General features: G+C 56.2%; 14 protein-coding genes and 2 pseudogenes. 9 read left to right on the forward strand and 7 right to left on the reverse strand.

The window, feature by feature from the left end:
- Window positions 1–22 precede the first annotated feature (22 nt).
- The 8 genes and pseudogenes from ACCD00_RS01030 (at window position 23) to ACCD00_RS01065 (ending at window position 10,453) form a co-directional block, all read left to right on the forward strand.
- Window positions 23–1,156: an ABC transporter ATP-binding protein gene (locus ACCD00_RS01030; RefSeq protein ID WP_413421159.1), complete on the forward strand. Its 1,134-nt coding sequence runs from the start codon at window positions 23–25 to the stop codon at window positions 1,154–1,156.
- Window positions 1,153–2,064, forward strand: coding sequence for an ABC transporter permease subunit (locus ACCD00_RS01035; RefSeq protein ID WP_222585718.1), 912 nt, complete (start codon window positions 1,153–1,155; stop codon window positions 2,062–2,064). Before ACCD00_RS01030 ends, ACCD00_RS01035 begins: the two co-directional genes overlap by 4 nt.
- Window positions 2,061–2,933, forward strand: coding sequence for an ABC transporter permease subunit (locus tag ACCD00_RS01040; protein ID WP_222585719.1), 873 nt, complete (start codon window positions 2,061–2,063; stop codon window positions 2,931–2,933). Before ACCD00_RS01035 ends, ACCD00_RS01040 begins: the two co-directional genes overlap by 4 nt.
- Window positions 2,934–3,168: 235 nt before the next feature.
- On the forward strand, window positions 3,169–5,229 hold the full coding sequence (locus tag ACCD00_RS01045) for an FAD-dependent oxidoreductase (RefSeq protein WP_413421162.1): 2,061 nt from the start codon (window positions 3,169–3,171) through the stop codon (window positions 5,227–5,229).
- 71 nt (window positions 5,230–5,300) lie between these two features.
- Window positions 5,301–6,890 (forward strand): phytoene desaturase family protein, encoded by a 1,590-nt coding sequence (locus ACCD00_RS01050; protein ID WP_413421164.1) that lies wholly within the window; start codon window positions 5,301–5,303, stop codon window positions 6,888–6,890.
- A gap of 341 nt (window positions 6,891–7,231) precedes the next feature.
- Complete coding sequence (locus tag ACCD00_RS01055; RefSeq protein ID WP_413421166.1) at window positions 7,232–8,326, forward strand: polyamine ABC transporter substrate-binding protein; 1,095 nt, start codon at window positions 7,232–7,234, stop codon at window positions 8,324–8,326.
- A gap of 131 nt (window positions 8,327–8,457) precedes the next feature.
- A pseudogene (locus ACCD00_RS01060) lies at window positions 8,458–9,123 on the forward strand (IS630 family transposase); the annotation flags it as partial.
- A gap of 622 nt (window positions 9,124–9,745) precedes the next feature.
- Window positions 9,746–10,453 (forward strand): annotated as a pseudogene (locus tag ACCD00_RS01065) (alpha/beta hydrolase fold domain-containing protein).
- Window positions 10,454–10,601: 148 nt separating this feature from the next.
- On the opposite strand, the gene ACCD00_RS01070 reads toward ACCD00_RS01065, so the two are convergent.
- The 4 genes from ACCD00_RS01070 to ACCD00_RS01085 form a co-directional block, all read right to left on the reverse strand.
- Entirely contained in the window at window positions 10,602–11,624 is a 1,023-nt protein-coding gene (locus ACCD00_RS01070; protein WP_413421168.1) for a transketolase family protein, read from the reverse strand.
- Window positions 11,621–12,469: a transketolase gene (locus tag ACCD00_RS01075; RefSeq protein WP_413421170.1), complete on the reverse strand. Its 849-nt coding sequence runs from the start codon at window positions 12,467–12,469 to the stop codon at window positions 11,621–11,623. The genes ACCD00_RS01070 and ACCD00_RS01075 overlap by 4 nt, the downstream gene beginning before the upstream one ends.
- A gap of 17 nt (window positions 12,470–12,486) precedes the next feature.
- Window positions 12,487–13,785, reverse strand: coding sequence for an MFS transporter (locus tag ACCD00_RS01080; RefSeq protein WP_413421172.1), 1,299 nt, complete (start codon window positions 13,783–13,785; stop codon window positions 12,487–12,489).
- 100 nt (window positions 13,786–13,885) lie between these two features.
- A complete protein-coding gene (locus tag ACCD00_RS01085) occupies window positions 13,886–14,635 on the reverse strand; it encodes an SDR family NAD(P)-dependent oxidoreductase (protein WP_413421174.1) in 750 nt (249 codons plus the stop codon).
- A 198-nt stretch (window positions 14,636–14,833) separates the two neighbouring features.
- On the opposite strand from ACCD00_RS01085, the gene ACCD00_RS01090 reads away from it, so the two are divergent.
- Window positions 14,834–15,748, forward strand: a complete 915-nt coding sequence (locus ACCD00_RS01090; RefSeq protein ID WP_413421176.1) for a LysR substrate-binding domain-containing protein — start codon at window positions 14,834–14,836, stop codon at window positions 15,746–15,748.
- Between the two features lie 232 nt (window positions 15,749–15,980).
- Here ACCD00_RS01090 and ACCD00_RS01095 read toward each other — a convergent pair whose 3' ends face one another.
- Genes ACCD00_RS01095 through ACCD00_RS01105 form a run of 3 tightly spaced genes read right to left on the reverse strand, consistent with a single transcriptional unit; the run spans window position 15,981 to window position 19,522 of the window.
- Window positions 15,981–17,432 (reverse strand): NAD-dependent succinate-semialdehyde dehydrogenase, encoded by a 1,452-nt coding sequence (locus ACCD00_RS01095; RefSeq protein ID WP_413421356.1) that lies wholly within the window; start codon window positions 17,430–17,432, stop codon window positions 15,981–15,983.
- A gap of 28 nt (window positions 17,433–17,460) precedes the next feature.
- Window positions 17,461–18,471: a dihydrodipicolinate synthase family protein gene (locus ACCD00_RS01100; RefSeq protein ID WP_413421178.1), complete on the reverse strand. Its 1,011-nt coding sequence runs from the start codon at window positions 18,469–18,471 to the stop codon at window positions 17,461–17,463.
- A gap of 46 nt (window positions 18,472–18,517) precedes the next feature.
- A complete protein-coding gene (locus tag ACCD00_RS01105) occupies window positions 18,518–19,522 on the reverse strand; it encodes an ornithine cyclodeaminase family protein (protein ID WP_413421180.1) in 1,005 nt (334 codons plus the stop codon).
- Window positions 19,523–19,905: the final 383 nt, after the last annotated feature.

Below are 19,905 nucleotides of genomic sequence, written 5' to 3' on the forward strand. Positions count from 1 at the left end.
CGGGTATGTTGGGAGTAATTCGATGACTGTTGCTGCTGTTGTTTCTGAATCAATGGATCAATCACGAAGTGAGATTGTTCTCAAGATTCAAGGGGTGTCGAAAAAGTTCGACGGTGTCGTTGCGGTTGATGATGTCAACCTGGAAATTCGGCGGGGTGAGATCTTTGCTCTGCTTGGGGGATCCGGTTCGGGGAAGTCGACCTTGCTGCGAATGTTGGCGGGTTTCGAACGGCCCACCGAGGGACAGATTCTCTTGGAGGGAGAGTCCATTGCAGATGTCCCTCCCTATGATCGCCCTATCAATATGATGTTCCAGTCCTATGCGTTATTTCCGCATATGACAGTCGAGCAGAATATTGCATTTGGCTTGAAGCAGGATGGGAAAGGGAAAGTCGAAATCGGCAAAATCGTGAAAGAAATGCTGAAGCTGGTTCAGATGACCAGCTTTGCAAAGCGCAAGCCTCATCAACTATCGGGAGGGCAGCGCCAGCGCGTTGCCCTGGCTCGTTCGTTGGCCAAGCGCCCCAAGCTTCTTCTTCTCGATGAGCCGATGGGGGCGCTGGACAAAAAACTGCGTACGCAAATGCAGCTCGAGCTCGTTGAGATCATCAGCCGAGTGGGGGTTACCTGCGTGATGGTGACCCATGACCAGGAAGAAGCCATGTCGATGGCTCAACGTATTGCCATCATGAACAACGGCCGTATCGAGCAAGTCGGGAGTCCTGTCGATATCTACGAGACCCCGATCAATCGTCACGTATGCGAGTTCATCGGTAGCGTTAACGTCTTTGACGGCGAGTTGGTCGAGGATCTGGAAGATCGTGCCTTGATCTCGTCACCCGTGCTCCAACAGCTCATATACATTGGCCATGGCATCAGTACCCGCGCTCAAAGCAAGTCAATTTCCTATGCAATTCGTCCGGAAAAAATGCTTATGACGTTGGAACGCCCTGATTCCGACTTCAATTGGACGCTCGGTTGTGTTGATGAAGTAGCGTACCTGGGTGGGCACACCAATTACTTTGTAAGGGTGGAGTCGGGAAAGAAAATCCAGGTACAGATCCCAAACAGTGAGCGGCATCTGAAGCGACCGACATTGCGTCAGCAAGTTTATATCTCTTGGTACGATGATGCTGGCGTGGTACTGCAATCATGAACATCGTTAAATTCATTGAGGCACGACGGCCAAGAGGGAGGCACGTCGTAATCGGTGTGCCGTTCTTCTGGCTGTTCCTGTTCTTCCTGCTGCCCTTCGCAATCGTGCTGAAAATCAGCCTGGCTTCGGCCGACGTTGCCATTCCGCCTTACATCGAAGTGGTCCAGTACGCCAACCAGTCCCTTCAGATCTTACTGAACTTGGGCAACTATCTGATATTGACGGGCGACCCGCTCTATATCGACGCCTACCTGGGATCGCTGAAGATGGCGGCGATCAGCACGGTCCTGTGCCTGTTGATCGGTTATCCAATGGCCTATGGCATCGCCCGTGCCAACAAGGAAATGCAGACCGTGCTGATGCTGTTGATCATGATGCCGACCTGGACGGCGATCTTGATCCGCGTGTACGCCTGGATGGGTATCCTCTCCAACAACGGTTTGCTCAATAGCTTGCTGATGTTCCTGGGGATCATTCCGGAGCCTTTGGTCATCCTCAACACGAACCTGGCGGTGTACATCGGCATCGTTTATTCGTATCTGCCGTTCATGGTCATGCCGCTCTACGCCAACCTGGTGAAGCACGACTTGAGTTTGCTGGAAGCTGCATCCGACCTTGGTGCGCGCAACTTCACCAGCTTCTGGAAGATCACCGTCCCGCTGTCCAAGAACGGCATCATCGCCGGCTGCATGTTGGTGTTCATTCCTGTGGTGGGCGAGTTCGTGATTCCGGAACTGCTCGGCGGCCCCGAGACGCTGATGATCGGCAAGGTGCTGTGGCAGGAGTTCTTCAACAACCGTGACTGGCCGGTGGCTTCCGCCCTCGCCGTGGTGATGCTGGCGATCCTGATCGTGCCCATCATCCTGTTCAACAAAAACCAGGCGAAAGAGCTGGAGGGCAAGGTATGAACAAGCGTTGGTCGTTTTCCAGCATCATGCTGGTGTTGGGTCTGCTCTTCATCTACCTGCCGATGGTCATCCTGGTCATCAACTCGTTCAACGCCTCCAAGCTGGTGACTGTCTGGGGCGGCTGGTCGGTGAAGTGGTATGTCGGACTGCTGGACAACCGACAATTGGTGGGGTCGGTGTTCCGCTCGCTGGAGATCGCCCTCTATACCGCGGTTGCCGCTGTTGCCTTGGGCACCCTGGCCGCCTTCGTGCTGACCCGCATTCCACGCTTCCGTGGCCGTACGCTGTTCGGCGGCATGGTCACGGCGCCGCTGGTCATGCCCGAGGTGATCACCGGTCTGTCGCTGCTGCTGTTGTTCGTCGCCATGGCCCAGTTGATCGGCTGGCCGCAGGAGCGCGGCATCGTGACCATCTGGATTGCCCACACCAGCTTCTGTTCGTCCTACGTGGCGGTCGTGGTTTCGGCGCGCCTGCGTGAGTTGGACCTTTCCATCGAGGAAGCGGCCATGGACCTGGGCGCCAGGCCCTGGAAAGTGTTCCTGCTGATCACCATCCCGATGATCGCGCCATCGCTAGCGGCGGGCGGCATGATGTCCTTTGCCCTGTCGCTGGATGATCTGGTACTCGCCAGCTTCGTGTCCGGTCCGGGTGCCACCACGCTGCCAATGGAAGTGTTCTCTGCCGTACGCCTTGGCGTGAAGCCGGAGATCAACGCGGTGGCCAGCCTGATCCTATTATCTGTATCGCTGTTCACTTTCTTCGCATGGTATTTCACCCGTAGAGGTGAGCAGCGCAGACGGCGGTCCGTCCAACTGATGCATGAGGACGTTTCGGCAAAAGCACCACTGCCGCAGTTACAGGCGGCGTAAGCCCGACAGCACGGCGGGAGGCGGTGCAGGAGATGCAGGAGATGCAGGTGTAAACCGGCACCGTTTGTCAGTTGATCGGGCTGTCCCGCCTAGTGTCGCGCTGTTGGTCGTGAAGTTCGTGAAAATACAAAAAATAATTCATGAAAAATATTGCATAATTTCATGAATGGTTTCACAGTGATGGCCATAACAACGTAAGGAGCGCCGAGCTCCTGGTCATCCTGAGGTACGTCCTGTGACGACAGATCCGCGCTATTCCATTCTCTTCGAGCCCGTGAAAATCGGGCCTGTCACGGCTCCCAACCGTTTTTTCCAGGTTCCTCATTGCAATGGCATGGGACACGTCCGGCCAAACATGCTCGCTACCATGCGGGGCGTGAAAGCGGAAGGTGGCTGGGGGACGATCTGTACTGAGAACACTGATATTCACCCCACCTCTGACCAAGGGCCCTATGCCGAGGGCCGGCTTTGGGATGATGCTGACATTCCTGCTGTCCAAGCCATGACCCGGGCTGTTCAGGCGCATGGAGCCTTGGCAGGGATCGAGTTGGGGCATCTGGGCCTGGCTTTTGGTAACCAGGACTCGCGTATGCCGCCAATCGCGCCATCCCACCGGTCAATTATTCTGGATGAGCCGATTCAGGCGCGGGGGATGTCGCTTCGAGACATCAAGGACTTTAGAACCTGGCATCGTAATGCCGCGCTGCGTGCCAAGCGTGCTGGCTTCAACATTATCTACGTCTACGCGGCGCATAACCTTTCAATCCTTCAGCAGTTCCTGCTTCCTCGCTACAACACTCGTACCGATCATTACGGCGGCAGCCTTAAAAATCGTGTTCGCCTGCTGCGTGAAGTGCTCGAAGACACTAAGGATGCTGTGGGCGACACCTGTGCGGTCGCGTTGCGTTTTTCGGTTGAAGAGCTCATGGGGGACGACGGCATTCAGCATGACGCCGAAGGACGTGAAATCGTCGAAATGCTGGCCGAGCTTCCCGATCTCTGGGACGTGAACGTTGGTGACTGGGAACACGACTCGGCACCCTCGCGTTTCTCGCAGGAGGGTTACCAGGAACCGTACATCTCCTTTGTAAAGCGAGTCACCAGCAAGCCTGTCGTCGGGGTAGGCCGGTACACCTCACCCGACACGATGGTTCGCCTGATCAAGGCTGGCGTCATGGACCTCGTCGGTGCAGCCAGGCCCTCCATCGCCGACCCGTTCCTGCCGAACAAGATCAAGGAAAATCGCCTTGAGGATATCCGCGAGTGCATCGGCTGCAACATCTGTGTTTCGTCCGACCAGAACATGGTTCCGCTGCGTTGTACGCAGAACCCGACCATGGGGGAGGAGTGGCGTCGAGGCTGGCACCCGGAGCGTATGAATCCGAAGCGTTCCGATGATTCGGTTCTGGTCATCGGCGCCGGTCCTTCGGGCCTCGAGGCGGCGCGTGCGTTGGGCGAGCGGGGTTATACCGTTGCCCTGGCCGAGGCCTCGGCTGAGTTGGGCGGTCGTGTATTGAAAGAAGGTGGCCTGCCGGGGTTGGCGGAGTGGCGTCGTGTTGCGGATTACCGTGTGCAGCAGCTTCTGAAATCCACGAAAGTAGACATTTACCGAGAGAGCAACCTTTCAACGGAGGACGTTCTGGGTTTTGGTTTCCAGCATGTACTGCTGGCAACCGGCGCGACCTGGCGGGGCGATGGTGTGGGTCGAAGCCTTCATCAGCCGGTACCTGGACTTGGCACCATCCCCGTCTTCACGCCCGACGACATCATGGGCGGCAACCTGCCCAAAGGCGAGGTAGTGGTGTTCGATGACGACACTTACTACATGGGCAGCGTTATCTGCGAGTTGCTGGCGAAGAAGGGATGCCGGGTTCGCCTTGTAACTCCCTTCCCCGTTGTTTCTCCCTGGTCCTATTTCACTTGGGAGCAAAGGCGAACGCAGGTACGCCTGATGGAGCTTGGGGTGGAAATCAACACTAACCGTTCGCTGTGCAAGCTGACGGATAACGGTGTCGTGACTGCCTGTACCTACACAGGGCAGGAATATGAGATTGCAAGTGCAGCCGTGGTGCTGGTTACCGAGCGTCTACCGAATGAAGGTCTCTACCTCGATCTGGTCAAAGACAGTTCTGCGCTTGACGTTGCGGGAATCAAATCGGTCCGTGCAATAGGCGACTGTTATGCGCCAGGAATTATCGCCAGTGCTGTTTACAGCGGTCATCTGGCGGCGCGTGAACTGCAGGAAACGGAAGAGGCAATTGCCTTCCGTCGCGAACGAGTCATTGTCCACTCTTAAGTTAAAGATGAATACAGAAGCATACGCTTCCTCTTCAATAGGCAGCATGCGCTAATACCGCTGAGGACAGAATGAACGATTTGACATATGACGTAGTAGTGATTGGTGGCGGGCATAATGGGCTGGTTACAGCTAACTATCTGGCCAAGGCGGGATTTCGCGTCTGCGTTTTAGAGCAGCGCCATATCGTTGGCGGGGCGGCAGTCAGCGAGGAGTTTTTCCCGGGTTATAGAAACTCGATAGCATCCTATGTGGTCAGCCTTCTGCGGCCAGAAGTGATTTCGGACTTACAGCTCGAGGCATACGGCTACGAGACAATGCCACTGGAAAATTCGTTCTATCCAGATATCAATGGTGAGTACCTATTACTTACAGCAGACGAAGAAGAGAATAAGCGACAATTCGCGAAGTTTTCAGGAACTGATTATTCTGCCTACCAGCAGTTCGAGCATCTTGTTGGAAAGGTTGGAGATATAGTTCGGGGGCAATGGCTACGAGAGCCGCCGAAGCTGGCCGGTGGAGGTATTCAGGATCTTTTTAGTGGACTGAAGTTGGGGCTGGACCTTTATAAAACAGACTCGGAAACACGGCATCGAATGCTGCAACTATTTCTCGGGACACCCAGCAGCATGATCGATCGCTGGTTCGAGAGTAAAAAAATCCAGTCAGTCATGGCTACGCATTGTATGCCGGCAACATTTGCTTCGCTGCATCAGCCGGGTGCTTGTATGCCGATGTTGCACCATGCGGTTGGTGAGTTGAACGGACGCAGAGGTGCTTGGGGAATAGTCAAGGGTGGGATGGGCTCGATAACGCAGGCTATGGCAAAGTCAGCTGTCGCTAAAGGCGTCGAGATACGTGTAAACAGCGAGGTCGAGAACATACTGGTTGAAAATGGCGCTGTGCGTGGAGTGCGCCTCAAAGGGGGCGAGCAGATATCAGCAAAAATAGTAGCTGCAAACACCGACCCAAAGCGCACGTTCCTGAATTTACTGGGAGAGCAGCATCTTCCCACTTCGTTTGCGGAAGATATCAAGGTGTTCCGCCAAGAATCAGCATCCTTGCGAATGAACCTCGCATTGAAGGGTATCCCGGAGTTTGCATGTATACCCTCGAAGGGAATTGGGTCGCACCATAAGGGCGGGATCTACTTCATAGAAGGAAAGGAGCATGTGGAGCGTGCCTATTATTCGGCTCGAAGCGGAATTCCTGCAAATCCCCCAATCGTTGAAGCGTTGATGCCGAGTACGATTGACGACACGCTTGCCCCGGCTGGCCATCATGTAATGAGTCTGCTGTGTAAATATATGCCTTACGACCTGTCTGAAGGAAGACATTGGGATGATGTAAAGAAGGAAGTGGCCGAAAATATCATCGATTATGTTGCGCGTTACATTCCTAATCTAAGAGAGATTCTGGTTGGCTATCAGTGCCTGACCCCTCTTGACTTGGAACGCATGTTTGGCATGACTCGCGGGGACATCTGTCATGGAAGACTCGAGCCAGATCAGTTATTCAGCTCTCGTCCTCATCCTGATGCCGCTCAATACTCGACCCCCGTAGCAGGTTTGTATCTATGCGGATCGGGTGCCCATCCAGGAGGAGGCGTTACAGGTGCGCCTGGGTACAATGCTGCAAAGCGCATCATAAAGGATAACTGATACTTGTAGTGCGGCCAGGGCCTGTCAATGGTTATTAGCCGGTTGACGCTGATGCGATATTGAAGCTGCCCGCCGGCGTTCATTCGCCTACCCGAATACTCGGCAAGAATGCTCTTGCGCTCTATTTGATGGGCAACATACCGGGCAATAAAAATAAGCCACGGTCAAAATCGCATTAGCCTCAACAAGTTTGAGTAACAGAAAGCTGTTTTTTGCGTTGTGTTGCCAGCACGACACTGCGAGTTCACGCAATAGAGATGTTGGAGCGGAATCGAGGCGATGAATGGCGCCTCTCCCAGACGGCATTACTTGATCTGCAACAACAATAACGGAGGAAGCAGATGAACATGAAGCAGATGCTGCACGCACTACTGGCAGTAGGCATCACGCTCGGCACATGCGCGTTTGCCGAGGAGCGTCAGGTCAATATCTACAACTGGACGGATTACATCGGCGATACGACGCTGGCTGATTTCCGCAAGGAGACCGGCATCAAGACTGTCTACGATGTCTTTGAGGCCAACGAAACCCTCGAGGCAAAACTACTTACGGGTAATACCGGCTACGACATCGTCGTGCCAAGCAGCCATTTCCTGCCTCGGCAAATCAAGGCTGGCGTTTACGCGAAGCTGGACCGTTCCAAGCTTACGAACTACAAGAACCTCGACAGCACTATTCTCAAGCGCCTTGAGGAAAATGATCCGGGGAATCAATACACCATTCCTTACATGTGGGGCACGAGCGGTATTGCTTATAACAAGGATAAGATCAAGCAGGCCCTGGGCGTCGACCACATCGATTCCTGGACGGCTCTGTTCGATCCGGAGGTCGTCAAGAAGCTCCATCGCTGCGGCGTGGCAGTGATGGACTCATCGGACGAGCTGTTTGGCGCAGTGCTCCACTTCATGGGCAAGAGCCCCAACAGCGCCAACATCAAGGATTACGAGGAAGCGTTGGATCTGATGAAGAAGATCCGCCCCTACATCACCTACTTCCACTCTTCAAAATTCATCAGTGACCTGGCCAACGGCGATATCTGTATCGCGATGGCAAACTCTGGCGACGGCTTCCAGGCCATGAAGCGCGCTGAAGAAGCTCACAGTGGCGCCCGAATTGAATACGTTGTGCCAAAGGAGGGTGGCAATCTCTGGATCGACGTGTTGGCAATTCCGGCAGACGCGAAGCACAAAGACGAAGCGCACGTGTTCCTCAACTTCCTGCTGGATCCTCGTAACATAGCCAAGGTCAGCGATTACATCGGTTATGCCAATCCCAACACTGTTGCAGATCCCTTGGTCTTGAAGGAACTGCTCGAGAATCCTGCGGTTTATCCGAATAAAGAGGTGATTGACCGTCTCTACGTCTCCACCTTGCTTCCTCAGAACGTGGTGCGTTGGATGACTCGTGCCTGGACTAATCTGAAAAACACTCAGTAATTTGGCTCGCTGGCGTCTATTGCAGACGGCTATAAGCATGGTTTGAAATAGACGTCGTATTATCCTGCTGGCAGCGCAGGATGAAACTCGAGAGGAGATTGCACGACTGACCGGGTTTTCTTGCCCGACGATCAGACTTGAAGCCTCACCTGACCCGCACCTTCAAGCTATCAAACGACCCGCAGTTCGAACACAAATTCTGGGATGTTATCGGGCTTTACCTGGCACCGCCGGATAAGGCATTGGTGCTGTGTTGCGATGAAAAAAGTCAGGTTAAGGCCCTGGAGCGAACGCAGCCCGGATTGCCTTTAGGCATCGGCCACATCCGGACAAAATCCCATGATTACACGCGCCACGGCACGGTTACGTTATTCGCAGCGCTGGATTACCTACAGGGCAAACTGATCAGCAGCATCGAGCGTCAACACCGTCATCAAGAATGGTTGGCCTTCCTCAAGAAAATCAGCAAGCAGACCCCCAAGCACCTCCAGCTCCATCTGATCGTTGATAATTACGCGACGCACAAGCACGCCGCCGTGAAAGCCTGGCTGGCGAAGCATCCGCGCTTTCATATGCACTTCACACCGACGTCCTGTTCCTGGACGAACATGGTCGAACGGTTTTTTCGAGACATTACGGTGTATCTACGGGACGGTAGCTTTGCCTCCGTGCGCGAGTTGGAAAGCTCGATTACAACGTTCATGGCATTACGAAATGCACAGCCGACCCGATACGTTTGGAGCGCAAAGGGTGAGGAGATTTTGAGCAAAAATCCAACGGGCTCTTGGGGTGCTTGAAGCCGTGCAAGAAAGGTAAATTATTTCGAGAACAGCACACTAGTAGGCACTTTCAAATAACTGCATTGGCTCTTTACAGACGAAATCGAATGTTCGCTCCTGGCCCAGTGTGTAAAAACTCTTTTGTATCTTGAGTGCGTCAACCAGACGTTCCTGGGCGATGCGATTGCCCAAGCGTTTGCCGCGATAAGCATTACTGACGGTCCAAAGGGGTTATGGAGCGGTTTAGCACCTTCTGGAGCAGAGAAAACCGAGGCTTACGCCGCCATCGCCTTCCGGGTGCTAGCGGGTGAGATTGATCATAGGGACTATGTCCTCAGCGATGAGGAGCGAGCTTCCAATGCGGTCATTCTGCAGTGTGTTTCACGTGCCAAGTCATCAAGGCTGGTGCTTGATATCTGACTGACACTCCACGTCACTCTTTGATTGGTAGGCAAGAATTAGTAGTTGTGAACTGAATGCTATCCGTAATGAACTGCTCTCTCGAAGAGAAAATCCTCCTGGGTCGCTGCAGCAGGCTCGTAAGGGTTTTGACCACTTGTGCAAGCGTTTTTCGCCTCCGTCCGATTGCAGCTCCACGGCGCCGACACTCGATGGAGTTCCTGTGGGGAGGTTAACCGGTGTGAAGTCCCGGCGCTCTCTGCTCTATGTCCACGGTGGTAGTTTCATGGTGGGTAGCGCTGAAGGTTTTGAGGGAATCGCCGGCGCGCTTGCTGCCGGTACATCTTCCACGGCTTATGTCGTTGATTATCGACTGGCACCTGAACATGCATACCCTAGTACGCAGCAAGATGTTCTTGCTGCGTATGCGGCGTTACTCGCTAACAGCGAAGGAGCAAACGATAATGCTTTGGTGGGGGATTCGGCGGGAGGCCATTTGATCATGGCCGCCCTGATTCAGGCCAGGACCATGGGAATGTAAATGCCAGGTTGCGTGGTGATGTTTTCTCCTTGGCTGGATCTGGCTCTTACCGGAGAAAGCATCCATACCAAGACTGCAGTGGACTGCTTTCTTATACCTCAGAAGTTGCAAGTCAGTGCTGACGCCTACCTGGGAGATCAGGTCGAGACTGCTACCTTCAACCTGGAGGCTGACCTGCAGGGGTTGCCGCCGATGATGATTCAAGTGGGGGAGTGTGAAATCCTTCTTGATGATGCAGTACGTCTGGTGAGAAACGCAGGATCAGCGGACGTGGACACCAGGCTGGAGGTATGGCCCGGTATGTTTCATGTCTGGCAGGCGTATGCGCCGGCGCTCTCCGAGGGGCGTGAGGCGCTCGCCGCTGCCGTCAATTTCATAAACGGGGTGCTAGTACGGCAAGGGTCGTAGGCGGTTGACTCGCGTTGCAGGTGATTGCTTTGCGCTACCGAATCAGGAAGGCCGTCTGGTTTCATAGTTATGCCGTTAAAGGCTGAGGAAGTTTACTAGCTTGCATCGAGTTGAACGGCACCTGGGGGCAGGTGCCTTTTGAGTGCGGTTACAGCCAACCTTTAATCTGTGCGCAAACGGCTTGAGTTGAGATTCCGTAACGATCATGCAGCGTCGGCAGGGCACCTGCGTCAAGGAACGCGTCGGGCAAAGCAATCTGCCTGAAAGTGGGCGTCACTCCGTTACGCAGTAGCACCCCTGCAACGGCCTCGCCCAAGCCGCCAATGATCGAGCTGTTTTCAGCAGTGACCACCAGGCGACCTGACTTTCTCGCCTCGGCAAGAATGGTTTGTTCATCCAGTGGTTTTATCGTCGGCACGTGCAGCACGGCGACGTCGACGCCGTCGGCTTGCAGTGCCTTGGCCGCTTCCAGCGAGCGCATGGTCATCAGGCCAGTGGAGATGATCAGCACATCGTTGCCGGTGCGCAGGGTCTTGGCCTTGCCGATCTCGAACTGGTAGCCGTACTCGTCCAGCACCAGCGGCACGTTGCCGCGCAGCAAACGCATGTAGACCGGCCCCTGATGCGCGGCGATGGCGGGTACTGCCTGTTCGATTTCGAGTGCATCGCACGGATCGACGATCATCAAGTTAGGCATGGCGCGGAAGATCGCCAGGTCGTCCGTGGCCTGGTGGCTCGGGCCGTAGCCGGTGGTGAGGCCGGGCAGGCCGCAGACGATCTTGACGTTGAGGTTTTCCTCCGCGATGGCCATGCAGATGAAGTCATAGGCGCGGCGCGAAGCGAACACGGCGTAGGTGGTGGCGAAGGGCACGAAGCCTTCGCGGGCCATACCGGCAGCCGCGCTCATCAGCAATTGTTCGGCCATGCCCATTTGATAGAAGCGATCGGGATGGGCCTTGGCGAAAATATGCAGGTCGGTGTACTTGGACAGGTCGGCGGACAGGCCGACGATGTCCGATCGTTGATCCGCCAGCGCAGCCAGTGCATGACCAAACGGCGCAGATTGGGTGGCTTGGCCTTCCGAGGCAATCGAGGCGATCATCGCCGAAGTGGTCAGGCGCTTCTTGGCAGGCGTAGCCGTGGAAGTCGGAGTGTTGGCTGCGTTGCTCATTGGTTTTTTCCTTCTTCAAGGTTGTTCAGTGCCAGGTCCCATTCGTGTTCTTCCACGCGAATGAAGTGCGTCTTCTCACGGGTTTCCAGGAAGGGCACGCCTTTGCCCATTTTGGTGTCGCAGATGATCACTCGTGGCTGGGCGCCGGGATGATTGCGAGCGGCATCGAATGCCGCGACCAGTGCATCGATGTCGTTGCCATCGACACGCTGGGTGAACCAGCCGAATGCTTGCCAGCGATCGACAATGGGCTCGAACGACAGGATTTCACTTGAGTAGCCATCGGCTTGCTGATTGTTGACGTCGACGATGGCGATCAGATTGTCGAGCTTCCAGTGCGACGCCGACATCACCGCTTCCCAGGTCGAACCTTCATTCAGCTCGCCGTCCGACAGCAGGTTGTAGACGAAGGAGGCCGAGCCTTTGCGCTTGAGACCCAGGCAGGCACCGACCGCAATGCCTAGGCCCTGACCGAGCGAGCCTCCGGTGATTTCCATGCCCGGGGTGTAGGCGGCCATGCCCGACATCGGCAAGCGGCTGTCGTCCGAACCGTAGGTTTCCAGTTCATCGAGCGGGATGATTTCGGCTTCGATCAGGGCGGCGTACAGCGCAATGGCGTAGTGACCGATGGAGAGGTAGAAGCGATCACGCTGCTCCCATTCCGGGTCTTCGGGTTTATGGTTCAAAGCATGGAAGTAGGAGACCGCCAGCAGGTCGGCCGCACCGAGGGCCTGGCCGACATAACCCTGGCCCTGGACTTGCCCCATGCGCAGCGCGTGACGCCGGATGTTGTGGGCGCGCTGCGCCAGATTCTTGCTTGAAACCGGTGAAGATTGGGTTGTCATGATGAAACTCCGTTAACTCAACGATTGACCAGGGCGGCGGGAATGCGCAGGACTAGCAGGGCGCCGCTCACCAGCACACCGGTGATCAGGTACATGCCGATGGCGCTGGAGCCGGTCTGTGTTGTGATCCAGCCAATCAGGTATGGCGAGCAGAAGCCGGCGAGGTTGGCGAAGCTGTTGACTGCCGCGATGCCTGCGGCGGCAGAGACGCCCCCCAGCAGCGTGGTCGGCAGCATCCAGAACAGCGACGTCGCGGACAGAATGCCGGAGGCGGCCAGGCAGAGACTGAGGATGGAGAGCGTCACATTTCCTCCCATCAATGCCGCCAGGCTCAGCCCGATAGCGCCAGCGATCATCGGCACGATCAGATGCCAGCGGCGTTCGCGGTGCTTATCGCCACTGCGTCCGACCAGCAGCATCGCTACGATCGCGCAGAGGTAGGGCAGGCTGGTCAGGAAGCCGATATGCAGTGGATCGGAAACCCCAGCGTTGCGTACCAGCGTCGGTAGCCAGAAGGTGATTGCGTACTGACCCATCACGACGCAGAAGTAGATGGCGGCCAGCAACCACAAACGGCGATCACGAATGAACTCACCCACGGAGGCATGTGTGACTTTCTGCTGGTTGTCTTCAGCCAACTCGCGAGTGATCAGCTCCTTTTCTTCGTCGTTGAGCCAAGTGGCCTGATGCACCCCGTCCTTGAGATAACTCAGCACCAACAATCCGACCAGCACCGTCGGCACGGCTTCCAGGACGAACATCCATTGCCAGCCGGCCCAACCATGCATGCCGGCGAAGTGGTTCATGATCCAGCCGGAAAGAGGGCCACCCACCATGCCCGACAGCGGAATGGCGATGAACCACAACACGGTCATGCGTGCACGCCGGTAGGACGGGAACCAGTAGGTCAGGTACAGCAACAGACCCGGCGCCAGACCGGCTTCGGCGATGCCCAGCAGAAAGCGCAGAGCATAGAACTGCCAGGCGGTTTCGACGAAGGCGAACAGGGCGGAGACGATGCCCCAGGTGATCATGATGCGGGCGATCCAGACCCGTGCGCCGACCTTGTGCAGGATGATGTTGCTCGGCACTTCGCAGAGGAAATAACCGATGAAGAACATGCCTGCACCCAGGCCGTAGACCGTCTCGCTGAGGGCCAGGTCGTTCATCATTTGCAGCTTGGCGAAGCCGACGTTGACGCGGTCCAGATAGGCGCACAGATAGCACAGCATCAGGAACGGCATCAGGCGCCAGGCCGTTTTACGGTAGGCGGAGGAGCGCACGGTCGAAACCGCTTCGAGCGACAGGGTTGTCATGATGGTTCGATCTCTTGTTTTTATTGACCGCCAGGCCCTGAGGCCCGGCTGCATCATCGATCCAGAACCGCACGGGCCAGGCAGGCCCGCCCAGGTGTAGTCAGTGAATCAGCATGCCGCCGTTCACATCCAGGGTGATGCCGGTCAGGTAGGAGGATAGGTCGCTGGCCAGGAACAGCGCGGCGTTGGCAACGTCCTGCGCTTCGCCCAGGCGCCCCAGCGGGATGCCGTCGATGATCGCGTGACGGCGATCGTCCTGCATCAGGCCGCCGGTAATGTCGGTGTGAATCAAGCCAGGGGCGATGGAGTTGACACGAATGTTGTCGGGTCCCAGCTCCCGCGCCATGGCTTTGCCCAAGCCCAGCACACCGGCCTTGGCCGCACTGTAATGGGGGCCGCCAAAGATGCCGCCGCCTCGTTGCGCGGACACCGAGGACATGCAGACGATGCTGCCGGAAGAGTGTTGGCGCATGAATGGAATCACCGCCTGGGACATCAGCAGGGTGCCGCGCAGGCTAACGTCCAGCACCTTGTCGTAGTCCGAAGGGCGAATATCCAGGGTTTTCAGCGGCTGGGTAATGCCGGCGTTATTGATCAGAATGTCGATGCGGCCGAAATGCTCGATGATTTTGGCGACAGCCTGCTGCACCTGGGATTCGTCGGCGACGTTGGCGGCCAGACCCAGGTGGCCTTCGCCCAGTGAGGCGGCGGCATCGCGTGCGGCGGATTCGTCCAGATCGAGAATCACGACACGAGCACCTTGTTGCGCGAAGGTGGTCCCTGTAGCGCGGCCGATGCCACGTGCGGAAGCTGCACCGGTGATGATCGCGACTTTGCCTTGAAGAAGCATGGAAGAGTACCTCTGATTGTTTTTATTGGGTCGATCCGCAATGAACGGATGACTCAGCTTGTTCTCCATGCTAACCCTGAGCAATAACGCGAATGTCACTCGATGCTGAAAAAAATTCAGCACTCGCCAACCAACTCTTCCAATGTTTGAATAGCTGAACGCCCGGCCCAAGCCACTTGCAGCGGAATAACAATAATCATGAGTTCACCTGGCGATGCACCTCCTGTACTTCCACCCCTGAAAGCCATTCAGGCCTTTGAACAGACTGCACGCTTCGGCAACGTCGCCCGCGCCGCCGAACTGCTCGACCTGACGCCCTCGGCAGTCAGTCACCAGCTGGCCAAACTCGAGGCCATGATTGGCCGACAGCTGTTTCTCAGAACGGCCAGGGGCGTGACATTGACGCCAGTGGGTGAGCAATACCTCACCGAGGTTTCCGGCATCCTGCACAGCCTGGCGGTGGCGACCGAGCGGGCCACCAGCGATGTCAGCCTCGATTGCCTGCGACTGCACTCGTCGCCCAGTTTCGGCCTGCTGTGGCTGATGCCGCGCCTGGAGCAATTTCGTCAGAGCCATCCCGACATACAGCTCAACCTTTCGTGTTCCTACGAATCGCTGCACTTCAGTCGCGACAAGATCGATGTGGATATCCGCCACGGCATGCCCAGCTGGCCGAGTTTCGAGGTGCGCACCGTGCGCAATGAAAAAATCGCGGTGTTGGCGTCACCCAAACTCCTTGAAAAACGACCCATCCGTGCCGTTGCGGATTTGCTGGACTGCAATCTAATCCTGTCGGAGGCGACGCTGATCAAGTGGCCACAATTGTTTGCACAACATGGTCTGTCGCGCCCTGAAAAGCCTTACACACTGAGTTTTGACCGTTCCTATATGACGCTGGAGGCAGCCAGCTACGGGCTTGGGTTTGCCTTGGAAAGCACACTGCTTGCGCAGGATTATCTAGCGCGTGGAACGTTGGTCGAGGTAGCGTCGGAGTTAAGTGCGGCAATCACTGCACACCACCTGGTTTTCCCGAGAGCGCATTCCAACTTCCCACGGGTCAGAAGATTTCTGGAGTGGATGCAGGCGGAGTTGGGGCATGACTTCAATTATTGATCTGGATGTCATTACACGCCGCGTCTCATCAGATTGCCTGGTGAGTGTCCGCTTTTGGCCGTGGCAGATGTGTAACTTGTGTCGATCTCGCAGAGCGAGACGAGGGTTTGGAGCCTTAGTGATACGTCTTATCAGTGAGGCCATGGAGCAAAATTTATAGCGCAGTGATGAATGCGTGTAGGTGAGGGCGCATGTTTTATAGACATACACCACCTCACCCACTATCGCCGGCTTACAAGCCGCCCAGTGCGACGTACTTGATTTCCAGGTAATCGTCGATCCCGTATTTTGAGCCTTCCCGGCCAAGTCCGGAGGTCTTCACGCCGCCAAAGGGTGCAACTTCTGTAGAGATCATCCCCTCGTTGACGCCCACCATGCCGAACTCAAGATTGTCGACGACACGGAAGATCAGACCCACGTCACGTGCGTACACATAGGCTGCCAAGCCAAAAGGTGTGTCGTTGGCCATCGCAATTGCCTCGTCCTCAGTCTCGAAACGGAAGAGGGGAGCAACAGGGCCGAAGGTTTCATCGTTGAAGATGAGTGCATCGCGTGGCACATCGGTGAGCACCGTTGGCTCGAAGTAACTACCGCCCAAGGAGTGACGCTTGCCTCCGGTAGCAATGCGCGCACCTTTTTCCACCGCATCGGCAATGTGCTCTTCAACCTTTTGCACTGCGTCCTCATTGATGAGCGGACCCAGTACCACCCCGTCATGCATGCCATTACCGACCCTGAGCGCGGCGGCGGCATCCGCGAGCTTCTTCGCAAACTGATCGTAGACACCCGATTGCACAAGCATGCGGTTGGCGGCAACACAAGCCTGGCCTGTGTTGCGGTACTTGGCGGCCAGTGCACCCTTTACTGCAGCATCGATATCAGCATCGTCAAAGACGATGAACGGCGCGTTGCCGCCCAGTTCCATGCTTGCTTTTTTGATGGTCGGAGCGCACTGGGCCAGCAGCAGCGATCCCACTTCGGTCGAACCTGTGAAGGACAACTTGCGAACGACCGGGTTTGCGGTGAGCTCCCCGCCGATTGCGCGGGCCGAGCCTGTGACGACGTTGCACACACCAGGCGGCAGACCGGCGCGCTCGGCGAGTACGGCCAGAGCTAGTGCCGAGAGCGGTGTCTGACTGGCCGGCTTGATAACTCCTGCGCAACCAACCGCCCAGCCTGGGCCGGCTTTGCGTGTAATCATCGCGGAAGGGAAGTTCCACGGTGTGATGGCTGCAAACACGCCGATAGGGGCTTTCTGCACGAGAATGCGCCGACCGTCCACATTCTGCGGAATGATGTCGCCATTCACACGCTTCGCTTCTTCCCCGAACCATTCGATGAAGCTTGCGGCGTAAAGGATTTCGCCACGGGATTCCACCAAGGGCTTGCCCTGTTCGGCCGTCAGGATGACCGCCAGGTCCTCGATGTTTTCAAGCATCAGCTCATAGAGCTTGCGCAGGACCTTTGCACGCTCCTTTGGCAGCGTCTTGCGCCATCCCTGCATGGCGCGTTCGGCCGCTGCGATTGCGCGCCGAGTCTCGGACTCGCCTCCATTTGGTACGCGCGCCACCCATTCACCAGTGGCTGGATTGCGGACCTCAATTGTCTGGCCACTTTCTGCCTGGACCCATTCGCCGTCGATCAACATCGCCTGACGCAGCAGGTCCGGGTCTTTCAGATTCAAGGTTGCGGTGCTATTCATCGGGCAGACCTCAAATGGAGTTACGACCGATGAAGAAGGCTTCATCGAGATCGGTGGTCGGGTTCAGCCCAGCAGCTTCCAGTCCTTTACGTAACACCGCCATGTCGCGTTGGTACACGCGTTGGGTAGGGTGCGGCATAGGACCGCCGTTGTAACCCTGCAACCAGCCTTGGTATTTCCACATCATGCGATTGAGAAGTCCGTTTGCCGCCATTGGCAGGCTTGCAAACGCTTTGCGTGCCGGATCCATTTTGTACCAGAGCTGAGTTGCCTCATCGTAGTTGCCCGCGCGGATCAACTTGTGGATCTGTGGAAGCAACGGGCCGTAATAAGAGGAGTAGTTAGTTCCACAGAACGGGATGTCCATGACCTGTGCCAAAGGCACGTACTCATACTCAAGCGGAGATGAGATAACGACTTCCTCATGGAACTCGCGGTGAACTTCGATCGCCGACATGATGTAAGGCAGTCCGCCTTCGGCTTTGATTGCAACGACGTTGGGGATCTCGTCGACCATTCGACGCAGCACTGCCAGTGGAATGTCAGCAGGGTGCAAGCGGCTGAAGCCCCAAGCCGGCAGCGGGAAGATTATTACGCCGAGGTTCGTCGCGGCGCAGATCGCCTTGGTGTACTCGAATACTTCGTCATAGGACTTCGGATAGAAGAACGGAGGATAGCCAAGCAGTACAAGATCGGCGCCGGCAGCTTCGGCTCGCTGCACGGCCTCAATGTTATCTTCCAGTGTGTTGAACACCGCGTGGTGAACGATCACGAGACGGCCGGCTGCTTGATCGGCCATGATTTGACAGAACTCGCCGTATTGCTCTTGGGTAATGGCTACCTCGGAGCAAGACAGCGAGCCGACGAAGCCGTGCTTGATTGCCAGTTCTACGTCGTGGCGAACAGCTTTCTCATTGATGCGTTTGAAGTCGGAGGTCATTGTTGGAATCGTAACGTTGGCGACCCCAACGAGTTTCTCGCGTGCCCAGTCTCGAGCGTCTTTCTTGTTGTAATTGGCCATGTAAGGCTCCTGTTAGTCAGGGTTGGTGATAGTCGTCGCTGTTCGCTCAGCGCTTTGTTTCAAAATCGATTGGCAGTGGTGTTGCGAGCCCTGCTTCCAGTGCCTTGGTCAGGATGAGTTCTGCTACCACAATGTCTTGAAGGCCACCGCCGACTGACTTGAACATCGGGGCCTTGGCTTGTTTCAACTGCTCACTGCAGGCGCCACTCATCAGGTCAGACAGGCTGAAGGCTTTGTGTCGAAATTCGATCCCGGCGGTATGGGCAGCAAGCATGTCTCCTGTCTCTTCCAGCACTTCTTCCAGGGTGTCGCAGATGATCAAGTCACTGCGCTCTACGACTGAAATGTCTATTTCACGCTGCTCCGGGATGGTCGAGCCGATCGAAACGACAGTGGCGTCCGGCTTCAACCACTCGCCGAACAGAATCGGCTTTTCATCGCGTGAGCGTGCGGCAGTCAGCACGATGTCGGCGCCTTCCACGGCCTCTTGTGCCGAACCAACACCTCGAGCGGGTACACCGAGATCTCGCGTCGCCGCTGTGGCAAACGCTTCGCGCCGTTCAGGCGTCGGGCTGTAGACGGTTATTTCGGTCAGTTCGCGGACACTTGCGAAGGCACGGGTGTGCATCGAGGCTTCCAACCCACTTCCAATGACGGCAAGACGAACAGGTTTCTGTGGGGCGAGGCGGTCAAGGGCTGCTGCCGACGTAGCTGCAGTCCGGAATCCAGTCACCAGATTTGCGTCAATGAAAGCGGCAATGCGATTGGTCGTTCGATCAAACAGAACGATGACGTATTCGATCCCCGGTGGCGCATCGCCCATGTTCGACCCCATCAGCTTGGCGCCGAAGTAGCGTCCACCTGCCGGAATTGCCGGCAAGGTGCGAAGCCAGGTTTTTTCAAGACTTGCAACGGTACGGGGCGGGGTAGCCCTGGCTGGCAAGTGTTGCCCGTAAGCGGCCTGAAGCGCGGCAATCGCATCTTTCCAACGGAAAACGGCCTGCGCGGCAGCGCTTGAAACGAACACGGGAGACTGGGAATTAGCGGTCATGCGTCGAGCTCCGAAACGGCAGAGAGAGTTGAAGTAAACGCGAGGCGGCCTACGTAAGCCGCGCTCCGGCTATGAATAGCTATCTAACTGAAGGTAGCACTAACAAAACGATGCGTATACAAAGTATTGTTGCCTGAGATTGCCGTTGTCAATGGCCCCATTGCGTAAATCTAGGTTTTACTCGGCATGGTTGCGGAAACAAAACGGAACGTATAGATTTGATTTGTTCTTAGCAACGCCGATGTCTGGTGAGCGACATGAAGCGCGGGATGCGAGGGTAGTTGAAGGCTTGGACAGTCCTGCCCAGTGGATTTGCTCGTCGCTGCACTTGAAGCAGTACTGCGCGACGCCTGAAGGCTTGCCGCATATGACTACACGAGGGC

This window comes from Pseudomonas sp. Pseusp3, from assembly GCF_047304225.1.
GTDB lineage: Bacteria > Pseudomonadota > Gammaproteobacteria > Pseudomonadales > Pseudomonadaceae > Aquipseudomonas > Aquipseudomonas fluorescens_CD.

Excerpts from the sequence above, each read along its gene's own strand:
- ACCD00_RS01030 (WP_413421159.1), top strand. The coding sequence starts at position 23 with ATGACTGTTGCTGCTGTTGTTTCTGAATCAATGGATCAATCACGAAGT.
- ACCD00_RS01035 (WP_222585718.1), top strand. The coding sequence starts at position 1,153 with ATGAACATCGTTAAATTCATTGAGGCACGACGGCCAAGAGGGAGGCAC.
- ACCD00_RS01040 (WP_222585719.1), top strand. The coding sequence starts at position 2,061 with ATGAACAAGCGTTGGTCGTTTTCCAGCATCATGCTGGTGTTGGGTCTG.
- ACCD00_RS01050 (WP_413421164.1), top strand. The coding sequence starts at position 5,301 with ATGAACGATTTGACATATGACGTAGTAGTGATTGGTGGCGGGCATAAT.
- ACCD00_RS01055 (WP_413421166.1), top strand. The coding sequence starts at position 7,232 with ATGAACATGAAGCAGATGCTGCACGCACTACTGGCAGTAGGCATCACG.
- ACCD00_RS01070 (WP_413421168.1), bottom strand. The coding sequence starts at position 11,624 with ATGAGCAACGCAGCCAACACTCCGACTTCCACGGCTACGCCTGCCAAG.
- ACCD00_RS01075 (WP_413421170.1), bottom strand. The coding sequence starts at position 12,469 with ATGACAACCCAATCTTCACCGGTTTCAAGCAAGAATCTGGCGCAGCGC.
- ACCD00_RS01080 (WP_413421172.1), bottom strand. The coding sequence starts at position 13,785 with ATGACAACCCTGTCGCTCGAAGCGGTTTCGACCGTGCGCTCCTCCGCC.
- ACCD00_RS01085 (WP_413421174.1), bottom strand. The coding sequence starts at position 14,635 with ATGCTTCTTCAAGGCAAAGTCGCGATCATCACCGGTGCAGCTTCCGCA.
- ACCD00_RS01090 (WP_413421176.1), top strand. The coding sequence starts at position 14,834 with ATGAGTTCACCTGGCGATGCACCTCCTGTACTTCCACCCCTGAAAGCC.
- ACCD00_RS01100 (WP_413421178.1), bottom strand. The coding sequence starts at position 18,471 with ATGGCCAATTACAACAAGAAAGACGCTCGAGACTGGGCACGCGAGAAA.
- ACCD00_RS01105 (WP_413421180.1), bottom strand. The coding sequence starts at position 19,522 with ATGACCGCTAATTCCCAGTCTCCCGTGTTCGTTTCAAGCGCTGCCGCG.